This window comes from Aggregatibacter sp. oral taxon 458 str. W10330 (genome assembly GCF_000466335.1).
GTDB lineage: Bacteria > Pseudomonadota > Gammaproteobacteria > Enterobacterales > Pasteurellaceae > Aggregatibacter.
In genome coordinates this window covers 17,480-34,949 of sequence record NZ_KE952603.1, presented here as the reverse complement: position 1 = coordinate 34,949, position 17,470 = coordinate 17,480, and the positions used below count along the sequence as shown (strand labels likewise).

Below are 17,470 nucleotides of genomic sequence, written 5' to 3'. Positions count from 1 at the left end.
AAAAATGTTAACTAAAGAGCAACAGATATTTTTTAGAAGTGAAGTTTTAAGTAATCTTGATATTGAAAAGATTGATCAGCTTCAAACTGACAGAAACTTATTAGTAAATGAGTTAATTCAAATTGTTAACCGGGTTGCTAATAAAAGTTCCGTGTATATTTCGTCTGCTGATGCACTTGCCATGGCAGAAATGGTGGCGGATGAAATCGGTGGCTATGGTCCACTACGAGAATTAATGTCAGATGATACGGTAAATGATATTTTAGTTAACGGTCCTAATGATATCTGGGTGGAACGTGCAGGTATTCTTGAAAAAACAGATAAAACATTTATCAATAATGAGCAGTTGACAGATATTGCAAAACGTTTGGTTGCGCGAGTAGGTCGTCGTATTGATGATAGTAGCCCTCTGGTAGACTCTCGCTTACCGGACGGTAGCCGTTTAAATGTCGTTATTGCACCTATTGCATTAGATGGTACATCTATTTCTATTCGTAAATTCAGTAAGAATAAAAAGAGTTTACAGGAGTTGGTAAGCTTTGGTTCCATGACGCGTGATATGGCGAACTTTTTAATTATAGCAGCAAGATCTCGTGTCAATATCATTGTATCGGGGGGGACAGGTTCAGGTAAAACAACGTTATTAAATGCGTTATCTAACTATATTTCGCATACGGAGCGCGTTATTACCCTTGAGGATACAGCGGAGTTACGTTTAGAGCAACCTCATGTTGTACGTCTAGAAACACGTTTAGCCGGGGTGGAGCATACCGGTGAGGTGAGTATGCAGGATTTGGTGATTAATGCTTTGCGTATGCGGCCTGAACGTATCATTGTAGGGGAATGTCGTGGTGGAGAAGCGTTCCAAATGTTGCAAGCAATGAATACCGGTCATGATGGCTCAATGTCTACTCTGCATGCGAATAGCCCGAGAGACGCAATATCACGTCTAGAAAGTATGGTAATGATGTCGAGTGCGGCATTACCTTTAGAGGCTATTCGGAGAAATATTTCATCTGCGGTAAATGTTATTGTGCAAGCTTCCCGACTCAATGATGGTTCAAGAAAAATTATGAACATCACAGAAGTGATGGGAATGGAAAATGGACAGGTTGTTCTACAGGATATTTTTAGTTATAAGGCAAGTAGATACCGTGATGCGAATGGGAAAATTATGGGTGAGTTTATTAATCATGGATTATTAAGTCGCTCTGTTGTTTTCCAAAATGCACAGGTGTTTAATCTTAGCAATGAATTGCAAAGTATTTTTGGAGATGTGAATTAATGTCTTTACTTTATTATATTCTTTTAGCCTTCGGTGGATTGTTAGTCATTTATGTATTGACCAGTTGGTTTGTGACTAAGAAAAAAATTAATGAATATAATAGTACAGAGAACAAATTAGAAACCTTTGCTCAAGGTATTAAGTCTAAGTTGTCGCTATGGGTATTCTATTTTTCAGGTGGGCAACGAAAGAATATTCTGCAGAATAGTGTAATTAGCATCTTATCATTCTTAGCTTTTTTTGCAATTAATGTGAGTTATATTCATATTGATAGACTAACCTTCAGTATTATTTTTGTTTTTGTTTTTGTCATGTTGATATGGAAGTTAGGGCAGAGACGTAATAGAAAAATATTTAATAATGTATTCCCTGAGGTAATTCAGATCTTAATAGCAGCCTCTTCTTCTGGCGCCGGGTTATTACAAGGATTGGAGCGTTGTGGGCAAGAATTAACTGGGCAGTTGGGGGCTGAGTTTAGAAATATTCATAGGCGTTTAGCTATCGGTGAAGATCCAATAGCCGTTTTTGATGAGAGCTATACACGTTATCCATATAAAGAATTCTACTTTTTTATTACGATTGTTCGCACTAATCTGAGTAAAGGTGGACAGATAAAAGAAGTTATATCAAGACTAGGGCGCGTTATTGCAGATAGTACTAAGATGGAAAAAAAGAAAAAAGCAATGACATCGGAAGCAAGAATGTCAGCAATGATTGTGGCTTGTTTTCCTATTGGGTTCTTTATTTTCATGAAGTTTACAATGCCGGAGAATTTTGAGTTTATTACCACTGATCCTACAGGGCGATATGTATTATATTATGTGTTTGGTAGTGTTGCGTTTGGTATGTTGATTATTTGGGGATTAATGAGGAAGTCAACATGACAGTAAAATTACTTCTAATTTACCTATTAGTTATTGCGTTTTCTCTTGTTCTACTATTTATATCAATTTCGGGTGGTAAGAACCTTCGTCGTAATGAAGATATTCTGGCCGGTAGATTCTCTGAGGTTAATGAGTCTGATGCAGCGAATAAAAATAAGACAAAACAGCAAATTGAACTTGAATTGTTATTAATTAATAATAATCCTTTATTAAAGGCTTTGGGAATTATTGATAAGAATATTAAGCTAAAATTAGCGATTATGACTTTAGTATTCTTTGTATATTACTTGTTTTTGGGTCGAGATGCTGAGGGTTTTTCCCTAATTATTAGTTGTTTATTGATTTTTATTGGCATTATCATTGTTCCTGGATTTCTTACCGGTTTTGTCTTAAAATCCAAAACTAAAAAAATAATGAATGATTTAACCAGTTTTATTGATCTTGTTGCAGTTAATGTGCAAACAGGGGTGAGTATTGAAGCGGCATTAAAACAGGTTGCAACAGATTTTAAAAAGCTAAATCCGGATTTATCTTATGTTATGTTGAGAGTCATTCGAAAATCTGAGCTGACAGGTATGTCGCAGGCACTACAAGATTTGGCAATTTCATTACCGTCTACTGAAATCAGAATGTTTTGTACAGTAATGCAACAAAGTTTAAATTTTGGTTCGTCTATCTATGATCAGCTCATCCAGCTTTCTAGTGATATTCGAGAGTTACAGTTATTAACGATAGAAGAAAAACTAGGGACTCTTTCTGCTAAAATGAGCGTTCCGTTGATTCTTTTTATCATGTTCCCGATTATTATATTAATTTTAGCTCCTGGCGTATTGAGGGTATTTCCAAATGTCTTTTAAACTTATCAAAAAAACTTTATTTTGTAGCGTTTTATTGTCTATTAGTGCTTGTTCATCTATGTTTGAGGGTGGTTCCACCGATGATGCTGGAGTTTATGCAGATGATGAAAGCATTACAACTAAAGAAACCTTGTATCAAAATACGCGAAATTATGATGCGTTGATTTCAATGTATCGTAGTATTCTAAAAAATGAAGATGATTTATTAACACGTTATAAATTATCTGAAGCTTACTACAAGAAAGGAGATAGTAGTTCATCTTTATTGTATTTGCAGCCTATCTTAAGTTCCGGCGGTTCTTTGGCTGAAAAGGCAAAGATTTTGCAGGCTAAGAATCTCAATATGCTAAAACGATATAGAGAAGCATTGGATGTTGAAAATGCGGTGTTATCATCCTCTCCAACGAATGGTGAAGTTTATAATTTACGCGGTGTGACTTATGCGCATTTAAATGATTTAAATAGCGCAAGAGAGAATTTTGATAAAGCTCGCGAGTATTTTCTGAATGATGTTATTGCAATTAATAACCTAGCAATGTTAAGCATTATTAATGGTGATTATCGTAATGCAATTTCTTTATTATTGCCGCAATATTTGAATGGTATTAGAGAGCAACGTTTGGTTCATAATTTAGTTTTTGCTTTAGTGAAGAATAATGAACTTGATTATGCGAAAGATATTATCCTGAAAGAAAATTTGAATACCTCACCAGATTCGTTAATTGATGCACTTAGAAAAACAGAACGCATTTCAGATTATATTGCAAAATAATTTTCAGGAACATTGATATGAAACTAAAGAAGTTTATATTAGGTAATAGAGGTGCAGCCCCTGTTGAGTTCGTGTTAACAATTGCTTTTTATTTCCTTGCCGTATGTTTGATTCTAGAGTTCTGTCGGATTGCTATTACAACAAGCTATTGGGATTTAGCAGTGACTGAAAGTGTTAGAATTTCAAAGAATGAATATGATGGTAAAGGCAGTTATCTGAATGTCTTTAAAAATAATCTTCAGAAGCAACTTAACGCACAAGAGAAGTCAACATTAGGAAATTTCCTTCAGTTAGATAAAAATAACGGTTATGATGTTGATGTCAAATATGTTAATTGTTCTCAAGGGAAATCTTGTATCAATGCGTTGCTAAATAAAGACTTCAAAAAAATTCCATCATCGAGTGGAGCAACACAATATGATACAGATGGGAAAGGTTCGACATTAGCTTATTATACGGTCGTGTATAAGTATAAGTTTTTGGTTCCGGTGCCCTTTGTTCCGAATTCTTTAGTTCAACATGTTTTAACCAGAGAATTTGTTATGGTGCAGGAATGGCAACGTTCTCAATTTCCTGTTACGCCTTAATCATCCAGAGAGTTGGGTAGGTTTGTTTGCGACAAAATTATGGTAGACGGTATGAATAATAATTTTTTAAATCGAGTGAGTTCTTTTAGACAAAGTAAAAAAGGCTCAGTGACGATTGAATTTGCGCTTACGCTGATGATTTTAGTTATTGTTTTTGCGTTCCTAGCCGATTTAGTCGTTCAGCGTTCGACCCAAGCAAAGTTAGATAATACTTCTCTGTCTTTAGTGAGTATATTACGTGAAAGGGTTCAATTGTATAGTGACAACGGTAACGCAGTATTAACGGATGGTACAAAAGGTGCTGCCGGCGGTTTTAGCGTTGTTGGTAGCAGTGATGGTGATTTGAACCAATATATTCAGTTAGCGAACTTGATGTTGTTTGGTGATCGAAATGCGAATAAAGTAAAAGTAACTTTGGAACGTTTCTCTCCCGATTCAAAGCAATATGATAAAGTGAGTAATTCGTCCGCTTGTGAGCCATATAAACCATTGAATACATTGGAGCATCTTTCTCCTCGTTCAGAAACGAATAATTTACGGAAGATCCCTCTTTACCAAGTTACATTGTGCGTAGAAGTGAATAGCTTTTTTCAGAGCATGATTGCGCAGAAGGGAACGGTTTCTAACGGTTTTCTACGTTCTTCAACATTTGCACCGGCTCGGGCGAAATAGTTGTTAGAGTATAATCCCGGCTTGATAAACCACTTGTCTTATATACTGCACCAAGATTAGGCATATTGTCCTAGTATGGTGCAGTTTCTTTATGGTAACTTAGCACCGGCAAATGTTTTATTGTTGCTGATTCGTTAAGGAAATTTCTGATAATTCCTCGTCGATACCAAAAAATTTGAGCTGAAAAACGCAATAGTATTCAAATAAAGGAAAAATTATGTCATTGGATTTAAGTGAAATTCGACAGCAGATTACCCAAATTGACCGCAGTTTATTAAAGTTACTTTCCGAGCGTCATCGTCTTGCGTTTGATGTGGCGCGTAGTAAAGAAATGACACAGAAGCCATTACGTGATGTGGTGCGTGAAGAACAGCTGTTACAAGAGTTAGTGCAATTTTCTGAAAATGAAAATTATCAACTTGAGTCACAATATATTACTGCAATTTTCCAAAAAATTATTGAAGATTCGGTGCTGACGCAACAAGTTTATTTACAGAAAAAGTTAAATTCACAACGCGAGGAGAACATCCACATTGCCTTTCTCGGCAAGCGAGGATCTTATTCTCATTTGGCAGCACGAAATTATGCCGCTCGATACCAAGAAGAATTGGTGGAAATAAGTTGTGCCAGTTTTGATCAGGTTTTTGCTAAAGTGCAAAACGGTGAAGCAGATTATGGTGTTCTCCCATTGGAAAATACCACATCCGGCACGATTAACGAAGTTTATGATCTGTTGCAACACACTGATTTGTCTTTGGTGGGGGAATTGGCTTATCCTATTCAGCACTGCGTTTTAGTCAATGGGCAGCATGAGTTAAGTCAAATTGATACCCTATATAGCCATCCTCAGGTGATTCAGCAATGTAGTCAATTTATCCATGGTTTAGATCGCGTGCATATTGAATATTGTGAAAGCAGTTCTCATGCTATGCAGTTGGTTGCCGGATTGAACAAACCCAATATTGCCGCCTTGGGCAGCGAAGAAGGGGGAAAGTTATACGGTTTGACTGTGCTGAAACGCAATATTGCCAACCAAGAAAACAATATCACTCGCTTTATTGTTATCGCGAAAGAATCGCATAATGTTTCGCCACAAATTCATACAAAAACACTCTTGTTAATGAGTACGGGGCAACAGGCCGGTGCTTTGGTGGAGGCGTTGTGGGTGTTTAAAAAACACAATATCAACATGACAAAATTAGCTTCCCGTCCGATTTATGGGAAACCATGGCAGGAAATGTTTTATTTGGAAATTGAGGCGAATATTCATCATCCTGACACGCAGGCTGCATTGGAAGAATTAAAACAAGTTAGCCACCAGTTGAAAATTTTAGGATGTTATCCAAGTGAAATTGTCACACCCACTAAAATTTTACCTGACTCCCAATAATGTGATGGCATAACACAATCAAAAGTGCGGTCGAAATTTTAGCTGTTTATATGAATTAAGCTGAATTGTTCAAAGCCAAGCGCATGAAGGCATTCTGATAAGTCGTCCTCAATGATAAATGGCTTTGTATAAAACACTTGAGAAATCATATGATTTTTTGACCGCACTTTGACTTCATTTAGTAAAAAGGCTATTCGTTTAGCGATTGCTTCCCCTGAATCAATGAAATGGCTCACTTGTGGTAAGCATTGCTGAATTTCCGATTTTATGAGCGGAAAATGTGTACAACCCAGCACAATCGCGTCTAAATCGGGCATCATTATCCATTCGCTTAACTCCGTTCTTATTTCATTTAAATCAACAGGATAACCACGTAATTTACGTTCTGCCAGTTCGACAAGTTTGGTGCTGCCGATTTTTTCAACTCGACAAGATTGTGCATATTTTTCAATTAAATGATCGATATATTCTCGTTTAATAGTTCCTTTTGTGGCTAATAAACCGATATGCTTTGTCGAAGAGTATTCTGCTGCTGGCTTAATGGCGGGAACCGTGCCAACAATGGGAATAGAGAAATGTTGGCGTAATGAGGGTAATACGATGGTACTGGCCGTATTACAAGCAATAACAATGAGATCTAAGGCATATAAGCGATCAAGGTGCGTGCAAATTTTATTCACACGCTCAATAATGAGAGCTTCCGATTTTTCAGAATAGGGGAAAAATGCATTATCAAAACAATAGAGATAATGACAATCTGGGAGTCGTTTTTGGACTTCTTGGTAAACACTTAACCCTCCGACGCCGGAATCAAAAAAGAGGATTCTAGGTTTGGATAACGCTGTCATAATTCACCTGTCAAATCAGCTTTTGTCTCTTAATACGTTGTTTCAAAATATGTCCATCATCTCAGCATTAAACATTACCGTAAATCTCTCGATTATTCAGCCAGCGGCGAATGAGCAAGTCTGCCTGCTGCGGATATTTTTGGCTGAGCTGCTTAGCGTAAAATTGGACGGTTGGGAGCATTTTACGATCACGCATGAGGTTTGCCACTTTGAATTCGGTTATGCCGGTTTGTTTCGTACCAAGCATTTCACCCGGACCGCGAATTTCGAGATCTTTTTCCGAAATCACAAAGCCATCTTGCGTATCCCGCATGACTTGCAGGCGTTTCTGCGAAATTTTACCCAGTGGCGGTTTATACATCAAGACACAAAAAGAGGCAGTGCTTCCTCGCCCCACACGTCCGCGAAGCTGATGAAGCTGGGAGAGTCCTAAACGCTCCGCATTTTCAATGATCATTAAACTGGCATTTGGCACATCCACGCCCACTTCAATTACTGTGGTGGCAACTAACAAATCTAGCTCGGCAAGCTTGAATTGTGCCATGACGGCTTGTTTTTCACTGGGTTTCATTCGCCCATGTACTAAGCCAATACGCAAGTGCGGTAAGATTTTATGAAGATCTTCTGCTACTGCCTCCGCAGCCTGAGCTTCCAGCACTTCCGATTCATCAATCAGGGTACAAACCCAATAAGCCTGCCGCTTTTCCTGAGTGCAGGCCACATTGACCCGCTCGATAATTTCTGCACGACGCTCTTCAGAGATAGCAATAGTCGTAATCGGTGTACGCCCTGGCGGCAGTTCGTCAATAATTGAGGTATCTAAGTCGGCATATACGGTCATGGCTAATGTGCGAGGAATCGGTGTGGCAGTCATAATAAGTTGATGAGGATAAACGCCTGCTTGGTTGCCTTTTTCACGCAACATTAAACGTTGGTGTACGCCAAAACGATGTTGCTCATCCACAATCACCAAACTCAGATGATGAAATGCAACTTCATCTTGGAATAGGGCGTGTGTCCCGACCACCATTTGAACTTCACCGTTTTTTATTTTTTCCAGCTCGGCAATACGCTGCTTCCCTTTGACTTTTCCTGCCAACCAACCGACTTGAATACCAAGCGGCTCAAACCAACGGCGGAAATTTGTGGCATGCTGTTCCGCCAAAATCTCCGTTGGTGCCATTAACGCCACTTGTTTGCCATTATCAATGGCCGTCAACGCTGCCAGTGCTGCCACCAAGGTTTTACCGGAGCCCACATCACCTTGCACCAAGCGCATCATCGGATAATTTTGTTGTAAATCCTGTTCAATCTCTTGGGTAACACGTAATTGCGCATGGGTCGGTGTGAAAGGTAATTGTGCTAAAAAGCGTTGTTTTAAATCTGATTGTGCACACAAGGGTTCCGCAAAATTCTCCTGAATTCCTGACCGCACTTTTTGCATCGCGAGATTGTATGCCAATAATTCTTCAAAAATCAGGCGCTGTTGTGCAGGGTGTTTGCCTTCTTCTAAGGTGGCTAACGAAACATCCGGCGGCGGATTGTGCAAAAATTGAATTGCTGACTTCAAACCAAAAGGATGCGGATTAAACTCAGCAGGCAACAACTCAGCCAAAGGCGTTTTCTCTAAGACCAACAAAGCTTGCGTAATTAATTTACGCAACGACGTTTGTTTTAATCCTTCTGTAGCCGGATAAATGGGCGTCAGCGTTTCCGCCAAAATGAGGGGTTTATTGTCATGAATAATTTGATATTCCGGATGATGAATCTCCGCCATAAAACGCCCACGGCGTATTTCGCCAAAGGCTTTCACGCGAGCACCTGGCTGTAAGCTATTTTTCATGCCGGCATTAAAATTGAAAAAACGTAATGCTAACTTGGATGTACCATCGGAGAGGTAAACTATCAGCATGGGGCGACGCCCAAATTGCACTTCTGCGCTTTGGACTACGCCCTCGATGGTAGCATATTGCTCGGGACGAAGATCAACAATAGGCGTAATTCGGGTACGATCTTCATAACGTAGAGGGAGATGAAAGAGAAGATCTTGCAGATTGAAAATGCCCAACTTACCTAATTTTTCTGCAATTGCAGCGCCGACACCGGAGATGGCGGTGAGTGGAATGGCATCTAATAATTGGGCGTGCATTATTGGTTGATATTACGTTCAATGTGAATCAGTTCAGGCATTTGCTTGATTTTACGGATAATATTTGCCAAATGTTTATTATCTTTTACCGTTAATAAGACGATGATTTGATATAAACGCCCTTCTTGCTCTTCTGTCCAAATGCTTTGGATATTGCTGTCCATGGAGGAAATCGTGGACATCAAATGCGGTAAAGTGCCTTGCTGATTGATCATCTCAATACGTAGTTCCGTCTCAAATTCAATTTGAGTATCACTTTTCTCCCAATCCACAGGCATATAATGTTTAGGATTGTCTTTACGATCTTTGAGATTTGAGCAAGCTTCATGATGAATCACCAAGCCCTTCCCCGGACTCGCATAAGCAATAATCGGATCACCCGGGACCGGATGACAACACTGCGCAAAAGTAGTCAATAAACCACCATTGGCAGTAATTTCTAATGGCGTCGCATTATTATCCGGATTACCATCCGTATCAATTTCGATCGATTCTCCCAACAAACGATGGGCAATCACCGTACTCATTTGATTGCCCAAACCGATTTCCATAAAGACATCATTCAGGCTGGTGAGTTTGAGATCCGCTAATACCTGTTGAATAAATTCTGGATTAAGTTCTTCCAGTTTTAACGGACTTAAGGCGTGTGCTAATTGACGCTTGCCCGACTCAATTGCTTCATCACGGCGTAAATCTTTTAAGGCATGGCGGATACTGGAACGGGCTTTAGCGGTAACGACAAAATTTAACCAAGCCACATTTGGACGTGCATTTGGTGAGGTTAAAATATCAATGGTCTGTCCGGACTCTAAAGGTTGGGATAATGGATACGGCTTGCGATCCACGTTTGCAGCTACACAATTTTTACCTATATCCGTGTGTACTGCGTAGGCAAAATCGACCGGTGTTGCTCCTTTCGGCAATTCAACAATCCGCCCTTTCGGTGTAAAAACATAAATTTCTTTCGGGAAGAATTCGGATTTTACACTTTCAATAAATTCAAACGAGTTCCCCGCACTTTGTTGCAGTTCCACCAAACTTTGCAGCCAACGTTGTGCGCGAATTTGCGCTGGCGTACTGTCATTTCTTCCGCCTTGTTTATACGCCCAATGTGCTGCCACGCCCATTTCTGCCATTTGATCCATTTCTTCTGTGCGAATCTGCACTTCAACAGGCACACCATGTGGACCGATCATCGATGTATGTAAAGACTGATAGCCATTGGCTTTTGGCACGGCAATGTAGTCTTTTACCCGACCAGGACGCGGTTTATAAAGACTATGCATCTGCCCCAATACGCGATAGCAGGTATCCACGTTCTCTACAACGGTGCGGAATGCATAAATATCCATAATGGAATGAAACTGCTGATCTTTTAAGCGCATTTTTTGGTAGATGGCATAGAGATGTTTCTCACGTCCAAATACGCGCGCTTGAATGCCCACATCGTCTAATCGACCTTTAATTTCGGCAGAAATACGCTCAATCATATCTTTACGATTGCCGCGTGCGATTTGCACAACCTTTTGCAGCACGGCATAACGTTGCGGATGCATGGCTTCAAAGCCAAGATCTTCCAGTTCATTTTTGATATGTTCGATGCCTAAACGATGAGCAAGCGGAGCGTAAATTTCAAGGGTTTCTTTGGCGATACGACGACGTTTATCAGGACGTAATGCGCTAAGTGTGCGCATATTATGGGTACGGTCGGCGAGTTTAATAAGAACAACGCGAATGTCCTTGGTCATTGCCAAGATCATTTTACGGAAGTTCGCCACTTCCGCTTCTTGACGTGTTCTGAATTTGAGTTTGTCTAACTTAGAGACGCCTTCCACGATTTCCGCGACACTGGCGCCGAATTCCTCTTTTAACTGTTCTTCGGTATAAGGCGTATCTTCAATGACATCGTGTAATAAAGCTGCCATAACCGCCTCATGATCCAAACGCATTTCGGCAATAATAGAGGCGACAGCAACAGGGTGGGTGATATAAGGTTCGCCGCTTGAGCGAGACTGTCCTTCGTGCGCATCGCGAGCAATCACAAATGCACGTTTAACTAATTCAATTTGTTCAGGCGGTAAGTATTCCTGAATAATATGATTTAACCCTTCGAATAGATACAAAACACACCCAACCGATGAAAAACGTTGTAAATATTAACCGCACTTTATTCAGATAACAAAGACACAGCGCTCACTTCAACACGTTCATGTGCCAAATGATCTTGGCGTTCCTGCGCGTCTAAAATTTCATTGTTAATGAGACCTTTTTCAATTTCACGCAAGGCGATAACTGTCGGCTTATCGTTATCTTCCGGCACCAAGGGTTCGCGGGTATGTAACTGCAATTGTCTTGCACGACGAGCCGCAGTTAAAATCAAATCAAAACGGTTACCAATTTTTTCTACTGCATCTTGCACGGTGACACGAGCCATAAATTACTCCAGTTTGCTAAATCTAATGAATCTAAAGGGGCAATATGATACTAAAACTGCCTTTAGTTTGCCAGTAATTGTTCAATTAAGGCTTTGTTTTCTTGTTGTTGATGACGTGTTGTTAAACGCTCTGCGCGCAAAATAGCTTGTAAATCAACAAGTGCTTGTTCGAAATCATCGTTTACAATGATATAGTCATATTCGTCATAATGAGAGATTTCGCTCATGGCTTTTTCCATGCGGCCGGCAATGACTTCGGCAGAGTCTTGTCCACGTCCGATTAAGCGTTTTTCGAGTTCGCTTAATGAGGGCGGTAAAATAAAAATGCTTTTTACGTGAGGAACTTTTTCACGGATTTGTTGTGCCCCTTGCCAATCAATATCGAGAAACACATCAATGCCTTTCGCTAAATTTTCTTCAATGGCAAACAAAGAGGTGCCGTAATAATTGCCCCCAAACACTTTGGCATATTCTAAGAATGCGTTTTGTTCGATTAAATTTTCGAACTCATTATGTGAAACAAAATAATAATGCACGCCTTCTTGCTCACCCGGGCGGGGGAGTCGAGTAGTATGTGATACGGAAACCATCATTTTATGGCTGTTGACACGTTTCAATAATGCGCTAATTAATGAAGATTTGCCGGCACCACTCGGTGCAGAAATAATGTATAAATTGCCTTGTAACATATTATTCTCTCATCGATAATTTAGCTTATTATGCCTCTAACCCAATAAAAAATCAGCAAAAGTGCGGTCGTTTTTAACAAAATTTTTGAGACGGCAGTCTTGTGTGTTTTTGAGAGGTACATTCTCAAATTCAAGAAAGTATGTTATAATCCCCCTCAAAATTGGTAGAGAGAAAACAAACCTCCATGCCTATTTAACCTTTTTGTTTAACTTAAAAATATAAGGTGAAAACTTATGGCTATTAAAATTGGTATCAATGGTTTCGGTCGTATCGGCCGCATCGTGTTCCGTGCAGCACAACATCGTGATGACATTGAAGTGGTGGGTATCAACGACTTAATCGACGTTGAATACATGGCTTACATGTTAAAATATGATTCAACTCACGGTCGCTTTGATGGCACTGTTGAAGTAAAAGACGGCAACCTCGTGGTCAACGGCAAAACTATCCGTGTGACATCTGAACGTGATCCAGCAAATCTTAATTGGGGCGCTATCGGTGTTGATGTTGCTGTTGAAGCCACCGGTTTATTCTTAACCGATGAGACTGCTCGTAAACACATCACTGCCGGTGCGAAAAAAGTAGTTTTAACCGGTCCATCTAAAGACAGCACACCAATGTTTGTACGTGGTGTAAACTTTGATGCGTATAAAGGTCAAGACATCGTTTCTAACGCGTCTTGTACAACGAACTGTTTAGCGCCATTAGCCAAAGTGATCAACGATAAATTCGGTATCAAAGATGGTTTAATGACCACTGTTCACGCAACCACAGCAACACAAAAAACCGTTGATGGTCCATCTGCAAAAGACTGGCGCGGTGGTCGTGGTGCTTCCCAAAATATCATCCCATCTTCTACCGGTGCAGCAAAAGCCGTAGGTAAAGTTATCCCTGCATTAAACGGCAAATTAACCGGTATGGCGTTCCGTGTTCCTACACCAAACGTATCTGTTGTTGACTTAACCGTTAACCTTGAAAAACCGGCAACTTACGCAGAAATCTGTGCGGAATTAAAACGTGCTTCAGAGAACGAAATGAAAGGCGTTTTAGGCTATACTGAAGATGCCGTAGTTTCTACTGACTTCAATGGTTGTTCACTCACTTCTGTGTTTGACGCCGCTGCAGGTATCGCATTAACCGACACCTTCGTGAAACTTGTTTCTTGGTATGACAACGAAACCGGTTATTCTCACAAAGTATTAGACTTAGTTGCGCACGTTCACAACTACAAAGGCTAATTCTTTATCCTCAACATAAAAATAGCTCCCAATGGGAGCTATTTTTTTATGAATCATGCTAAAAGTGCGGTCGTTTTTCTATGTGTTTTTTGCAAAACCAAATACGCGAGAGAAAACCACTCCAACGCTTAATGAACCGTCGTCGTTAAGCGTGGTTGCAACAATGAATCTGAGAATCTGATTTACGACTGCGCTGCCGATAATCTTATTTGTAAACTCGCTTGCCAAAAATCGCTGTGCCGACGCGTACCATCGTAGAACCGCATTTAATGGCGGTTTGCATATCATCGGTCATACCTATGGATAAAGTATCAATTTGGGCATGAGGCAAAGCCTGTTGCAAGCTTTCAAACAAGGTTCGCATTTGACGAAACGTTTGTTCCTGTTGCACCACATCATCGGTAGGTTCAGGAATCGCCATTAAACCGCGCAAACGTAAGTGCGGTAGATTTTCCACGTGTTTTGCTAAAGGCAAAATATCATCGGGTTGTACACCGGATTTACTGGCTTCATTGCTGATATTCACTTGAATTAACACATTTAATGGTGCCTTGTGCGGCGAGCGTTGTTCATTTAAACGATCGGCAATTTTGGCGCGTTCAAGGGTTTGCATCCAATCAAAATATTCCGCCACCAAGCGGGTTTTGTTCGATTGTAAGGGCCCGATAAAATGCCATTCCAATTCAATTTGATGTTGTTGGCAAAATTGAATCTTTTCAACGCCCTCTTGCACATAGTTTTCTCCAAAGACCGTTTGTCCTGCTTCGTATGCGGCTAAAATAGCCTCAATCGGTTTCGTTTTAGAAACGGCAAGTAATTTGACCGCACTTTGCGTTTTGAACTGGCATTCGCATTGTTGTATTTGCTCCCGAATATGAGCAAGATTTTGCGCAATCATAAGGTATCCTTATAATAAAAATGGTGATTTATTTTACACCAACTAAAAAAGTTAGAAAATAATGCAAAATTTTCTGAATTCCGTTTGACAAGGATATGAAATTTCGGTATTTCTATATCCAATTTTTCACCATGCAAAATAAATTATGTGTCAACTTAACCGCACTATTATTATGTCAACCACCATGATTACCATTACGATGATTAATGGGGCGGGCTAGTGCGTTAAGAATAAGATTCATCAACCCGCTTCTTCTATAAAGCGGGTTTTTTTATGCAAACATTTTTATATATCATACTCAGGAGAATATCATGCGCGTATTAAAATTTGGCGGCACATCACTCGCCAATCCGGAACGGTTTTTGCAGGCTGCCGAGCTTATCGAGAAAGCCCATTTAGAGGAGCAAGCGGCAGGCGTGCTATCGGCACCGGCCAAAATCACCAATCATCTTGTTGCCCTTTCCGAAAAAGCCAGCTTAAATCAACCTACCGATTCCCATTTCAACGAAGCATTAGATATTTTCTATACCATCATCAATGGCCTACATGCCAAAAATAATAACTTTGACCTTGCCGGTACCAAACAAATTATTGATCAAGAATTCCAACAAATCGCCTCTTTATTAGCACAAATTCGTCAAGCCGGTAAAGTAGATGATGCGGTGAAAGCGACCATTGATTGCCGCGGCGAAAAACTCTCTATTGCAATGATGAAAGCTTGGTTTGAAGCCAATGGATATAGCGTACACGTTGTTGACCCAGTTAAACAATTATTGGCTCAAGGCAGTTATTTGGAATCTTCTGTGGATATTGAAGCGTCCACCAAACGCGTGAATGCAGGCGCCATCGCCAAAGAGAAAGTTGTGTTAATGGCAGGCTTTACTGCCGGCAATGATAAAGGTGAATTAGTCTTGTTAGGCCGTAATGGTTCCGACTACTCCGCGGCCTGTTTAGCAGCCTGTTTAGGCGCCAGCGTCTGTGAAATTTGGACAGATGTTGACGGCGTTTATACTTGCGACCCTCGTTTAGTATTGGATGCGCGTTTGTTGCCAAGCCTGTCTTATCGCGAAGCCATGGAGCTTTCCTACTTTGGTGCAAAAGTGATTCATCCACGCACTATCGGTCCGTTGGTACGTCCGAATATTCCATGTTTAATTAAAAATACCGGCAATCCAAGCGCCCCCGGTTCTGTTATTGCCGGTGATATTAAATCCGAAGGCTTACAGGTCAAAGGCATTACGAACTTAGATAACGTTGCCATGTTCAACGTTTCCGGTCCGGGGATGCAAGGCATGGTTGGCATGGCATCACGCGTATTCTCTGCCATGTCTAATGCCAATGTATCGGTTATTTTAATCACTCAATCTTCTTCCGAATACAGCATCAGTTTCTGTGTGCCGATTAAATCGGTGGATGTAGCATTGAAAGTATTAGAAAATGAATTTGCACAAGAATTAGCGGCACACCAATTAGATAAAATTGATGTGATTAAAGATCTTTCCATTATTTCTGTGGTTGGGGACGGTATGCGAAAAGCCAAAGGCATTGCCGCACGTTTCTTCTCTGCCTTAGCCCAAGCCAATATCAGTATTAATGCCATTGCACAAGGCTCTTCCGAGCGTTCTATTTCTGCTGTGGTTGCTCAAAATAAAGCGATTGAAGCGGTAAAAGCAACGCATCAAGCTTTATTTAATAACAAAAAAATCGTGGAAGTCTTTCTCGTGGGCGTTGGCGGTGTTGGTGGTGAATTAATCGAGCAAATCAAACATCAGAAAGAGTATTTAGCCAAAAAAGACATTGAAATTCGTGTCTGCGCCTTAGCCAATTCCAATAAAATGTTATTAAACGAAAATGGCTTAAACCTAGACAATTGGCAAAAAGATTTGGAAAATGCCACCCAACCGTCTGATTTTGACGTGTTGTTGTCTTTCATTAAATTACATCATGTTGTGAATCCGGTCTTTGTGGATTGCACATCGGCAGAATCCTTGGCGAGTTTATATGAACGTGCCTTGGCGGAAGGTTTCCATGTGGTTACGCCAAACAAAAAAGCGAATACTCGCGCCTTGGATTATTATCACAAACTGCGCGATTTAGCCCATAAAAACCAGCGTAAGTTTTTATACGAAACCAACGTAGGTGCAGGTTTACCGGTTATTGAGAACTTACAAAACTTATTAGCCGCCGGTGATGAAGTGGAGCGTTTTGACGGGATTTTATCCGGTTCCCTTTCTTTTATTTTCGGCAAATTGGAAGAAGATTTAACGCTTTCCCAAGCGACCGCACTTGCCCGCGAAAAAGGCTTCACCGAACCGGATCCACGTGATGACTTATCCGGTCAAGATGTTGCCCGCAAATTGTTAATTCTTGCTCGTGAAAGTGGTTTAGAGCTGGAATTGTCTGATGTGGAAGTGGAAGGCGTGTTGCCGAAAGGTTTTGCCGATGGCAAATCTACCGAAGAATTCATGGCGATGTTGCCACAACTTGATAATGACTTTGCAGCTCGGGTTGAAAATGCCAAAGCGGAAGAAAAAGTCTTACGTTACGTTGGGCAAATTGAAAATGGCAAATGCAAAGTCTCTATTGTTGCCGTGGGCAAAGATGATCCGCTATACAAGGTCAAAAACGGTGAGAATGCCCTGGCGTTTTACACCCGTTATTACCAACCGATTCCGCTATTATTACGCGGTTACGGTGCAGGCAATGCTGTCACTGCTGCCGGCATTTTTGCCGATATTTTAAGAACCTTAAAGCACTAAACGGAGA

The 17,470-nt window shown here is 40.5% G+C and carries 15 protein-coding genes; 9 read left to right on the top strand and 6 right to left on the bottom strand.

What is annotated here, in order from left to right:
* Nucleotides 1–4 precede the first annotated feature (4 nt).
* From HMPREF9065_RS06890 to pheA, 7 genes are all read left to right on the top strand, one after another.
* Nucleotides 5–1,285, top strand: a complete 1,281-nt coding sequence (locus HMPREF9065_RS06890; protein WP_021615642.1) for a CpaF family protein — start codon at nucleotides 5–7, stop codon at nucleotides 1,283–1,285.
* The gene (locus HMPREF9065_RS06895) at nucleotides 1,285–2,169 is read left to right on the top strand and encodes a type II secretion system F family protein (protein ID WP_021615641.1); all 885 of its coding nucleotides are present in this window, start codon (nucleotides 1,285–1,287) and stop codon (nucleotides 2,167–2,169) included. Before HMPREF9065_RS06890 ends, HMPREF9065_RS06895 begins: the two co-directional genes overlap by 1 nt.
* Complete coding sequence (locus HMPREF9065_RS06900; RefSeq protein ID WP_021615640.1) at nucleotides 2,166–3,026, top strand: type II secretion system F family protein; 861 nt, start codon at nucleotides 2,166–2,168, stop codon at nucleotides 3,024–3,026. Before HMPREF9065_RS06895 ends, HMPREF9065_RS06900 begins: the two co-directional genes overlap by 4 nt.
* Nucleotides 3,016–3,798, top strand: a complete 783-nt coding sequence (locus HMPREF9065_RS06905; RefSeq protein ID WP_033002441.1) for a tetratricopeptide repeat protein — start codon at nucleotides 3,016–3,018, stop codon at nucleotides 3,796–3,798. The genes HMPREF9065_RS06900 and HMPREF9065_RS06905 overlap by 11 nt, the downstream gene beginning before the upstream one ends.
* A gap of 17 nt (nucleotides 3,799–3,815) precedes the next feature.
* On the top strand, nucleotides 3,816–4,385 hold the full coding sequence (locus HMPREF9065_RS06910) for a TadE family protein (protein ID WP_021615638.1): 570 nt from the start codon (nucleotides 3,816–3,818) through the stop codon (nucleotides 4,383–4,385).
* A 51-nt stretch (nucleotides 4,386–4,436) separates the two neighbouring features.
* The gene (tadF, locus tag HMPREF9065_RS06915) at nucleotides 4,437–5,057 is read left to right on the top strand and encodes a tight adherence pilus pseudopilin TadF (protein WP_033002440.1); all 621 of its coding nucleotides are present in this window, start codon (nucleotides 4,437–4,439) and stop codon (nucleotides 5,055–5,057) included.
* Between the two features lie 217 nt (nucleotides 5,058–5,274).
* Nucleotides 5,275–6,447, top strand: a complete 1,173-nt coding sequence (pheA, locus tag HMPREF9065_RS06920) for a prephenate dehydratase (protein ID WP_021615636.1) — start codon at nucleotides 5,275–5,277, stop codon at nucleotides 6,445–6,447.
* Between the two features lie 38 nt (nucleotides 6,448–6,485).
* Here pheA and murI read toward each other — a convergent pair whose 3' ends face one another.
* The 5 genes from murI to gmk form a co-directional block, all read right to left on the bottom strand.
* A complete protein-coding gene (gene murI, locus HMPREF9065_RS06925) occupies nucleotides 6,486–7,295 on the bottom strand; it encodes a glutamate racemase (RefSeq protein ID WP_021615635.1) in 810 nt (269 codons plus the stop codon).
* Between the two features lie 67 nt (nucleotides 7,296–7,362).
* The gene (gene recG / locus HMPREF9065_RS06930; protein WP_021615634.1) at nucleotides 7,363–9,444 is read right to left on the bottom strand and encodes an ATP-dependent DNA helicase RecG; all 2,082 of its coding nucleotides are present in this window, start codon (nucleotides 9,442–9,444) and stop codon (nucleotides 7,363–7,365) included.
* A complete protein-coding gene (gene spoT, locus HMPREF9065_RS06935; protein ID WP_021615633.1) occupies nucleotides 9,444–11,567 on the bottom strand; it encodes a bifunctional GTP diphosphokinase/guanosine-3',5'-bis pyrophosphate 3'-pyrophosphohydrolase in 2,124 nt (707 codons plus the stop codon). Before spoT ends, recG begins: the two co-directional genes overlap by 1 nt.
* A gap of 44 nt (nucleotides 11,568–11,611) precedes the next feature.
* Complete coding sequence (gene rpoZ, locus HMPREF9065_RS06940) at nucleotides 11,612–11,878, bottom strand: DNA-directed RNA polymerase subunit omega (RefSeq protein WP_021615632.1); 267 nt, start codon at nucleotides 11,876–11,878, stop codon at nucleotides 11,612–11,614.
* A 62-nt stretch (nucleotides 11,879–11,940) separates the two neighbouring features.
* Complete coding sequence (gene gmk / locus HMPREF9065_RS06945; RefSeq protein ID WP_021615631.1) at nucleotides 11,941–12,567, bottom strand: guanylate kinase; 627 nt, start codon at nucleotides 12,565–12,567, stop codon at nucleotides 11,941–11,943.
* A 234-nt stretch (nucleotides 12,568–12,801) separates the two neighbouring features.
* Here gmk and gap point away from each other — a divergent pair, with 234 nt between their 5' ends.
* Nucleotides 12,802–13,806 carry a type I glyceraldehyde-3-phosphate dehydrogenase gene (gap, locus tag HMPREF9065_RS06950; protein ID WP_021615630.1) on the top strand — a complete coding sequence of 335 codons (1,005 nt, stop codon included), beginning with the start codon at nucleotides 12,802–12,804 and terminating at the stop codon, nucleotides 13,804–13,806.
* 205 nt (nucleotides 13,807–14,011) lie between these two features.
* Here gap and HMPREF9065_RS06955 read toward each other — a convergent pair whose 3' ends face one another.
* Nucleotides 14,012–14,704: a YggS family pyridoxal phosphate-dependent enzyme gene (locus HMPREF9065_RS06955; protein WP_021615628.1), complete on the bottom strand. Its 693-nt coding sequence runs from the start codon at nucleotides 14,702–14,704 to the stop codon at nucleotides 14,012–14,014.
* 311 nt (nucleotides 14,705–15,015) lie between these two features.
* Here HMPREF9065_RS06955 and thrA point away from each other — a divergent pair, with 311 nt between their 5' ends.
* Nucleotides 15,016–17,463, top strand: a complete 2,448-nt coding sequence (gene thrA, locus HMPREF9065_RS06960; protein WP_021615627.1) for a bifunctional aspartate kinase/homoserine dehydrogenase I — start codon at nucleotides 15,016–15,018, stop codon at nucleotides 17,461–17,463.
* Nucleotides 17,464–17,470 lie beyond the last annotated feature (7 nt).

Coding starts and splice junctions, on each gene's coding strand:
- HMPREF9065_RS06890 (WP_021615642.1), top strand. CDS start 5: ATGTTAACTAAAGAGCAACAGATATTTTTTAGAAGTGAAGTTTTAAGT.
- rpoZ (WP_021615632.1), bottom strand. CDS start 11,878: ATGGCTCGTGTCACCGTGCAAGATGCAGTAGAAAAAATTGGTAACCGT.
- pheA (WP_021615636.1), top strand. CDS start 5,275: ATGTCATTGGATTTAAGTGAAATTCGACAGCAGATTACCCAAATTGAC.
- gmk (WP_021615631.1), bottom strand. CDS start 12,567: ATGTTACAAGGCAATTTATACATTATTTCTGCACCGAGTGGTGCCGGC.
- HMPREF9065_RS06905 (WP_033002441.1), top strand. CDS start 3,016: ATGTCTTTTAAACTTATCAAAAAAACTTTATTTTGTAGCGTTTTATTG.
- gap (WP_021615630.1), top strand. CDS start 12,802: ATGGCTATTAAAATTGGTATCAATGGTTTCGGTCGTATCGGCCGCATC.
- murI (WP_021615635.1), bottom strand. CDS start 7,295: ATGACAGCGTTATCCAAACCTAGAATCCTCTTTTTTGATTCCGGCGTC.
- HMPREF9065_RS06910 (WP_021615638.1), top strand. CDS start 3,816: ATGAAACTAAAGAAGTTTATATTAGGTAATAGAGGTGCAGCCCCTGTT.
- thrA (WP_021615627.1), top strand. CDS start 15,016: ATGCGCGTATTAAAATTTGGCGGCACATCACTCGCCAATCCGGAACGG.
- HMPREF9065_RS06895 (WP_021615641.1), top strand. CDS start 1,285: ATGTCTTTACTTTATTATATTCTTTTAGCCTTCGGTGGATTGTTAGTC.
- tadF (WP_033002440.1), top strand. CDS start 4,437: ATGAATAATAATTTTTTAAATCGAGTGAGTTCTTTTAGACAAAGTAAA.
- HMPREF9065_RS06900 (WP_021615640.1), top strand. CDS start 2,166: ATGACAGTAAAATTACTTCTAATTTACCTATTAGTTATTGCGTTTTCT.
- recG (WP_021615634.1), bottom strand. CDS start 9,444: ATGCACGCCCAATTATTAGATGCCATTCCACTCACCGCCATCTCCGGT.
- HMPREF9065_RS06955 (WP_021615628.1), bottom strand. CDS start 14,704: ATGATTGCGCAAAATCTTGCTCATATTCGGGAGCAAATACAACAATGC.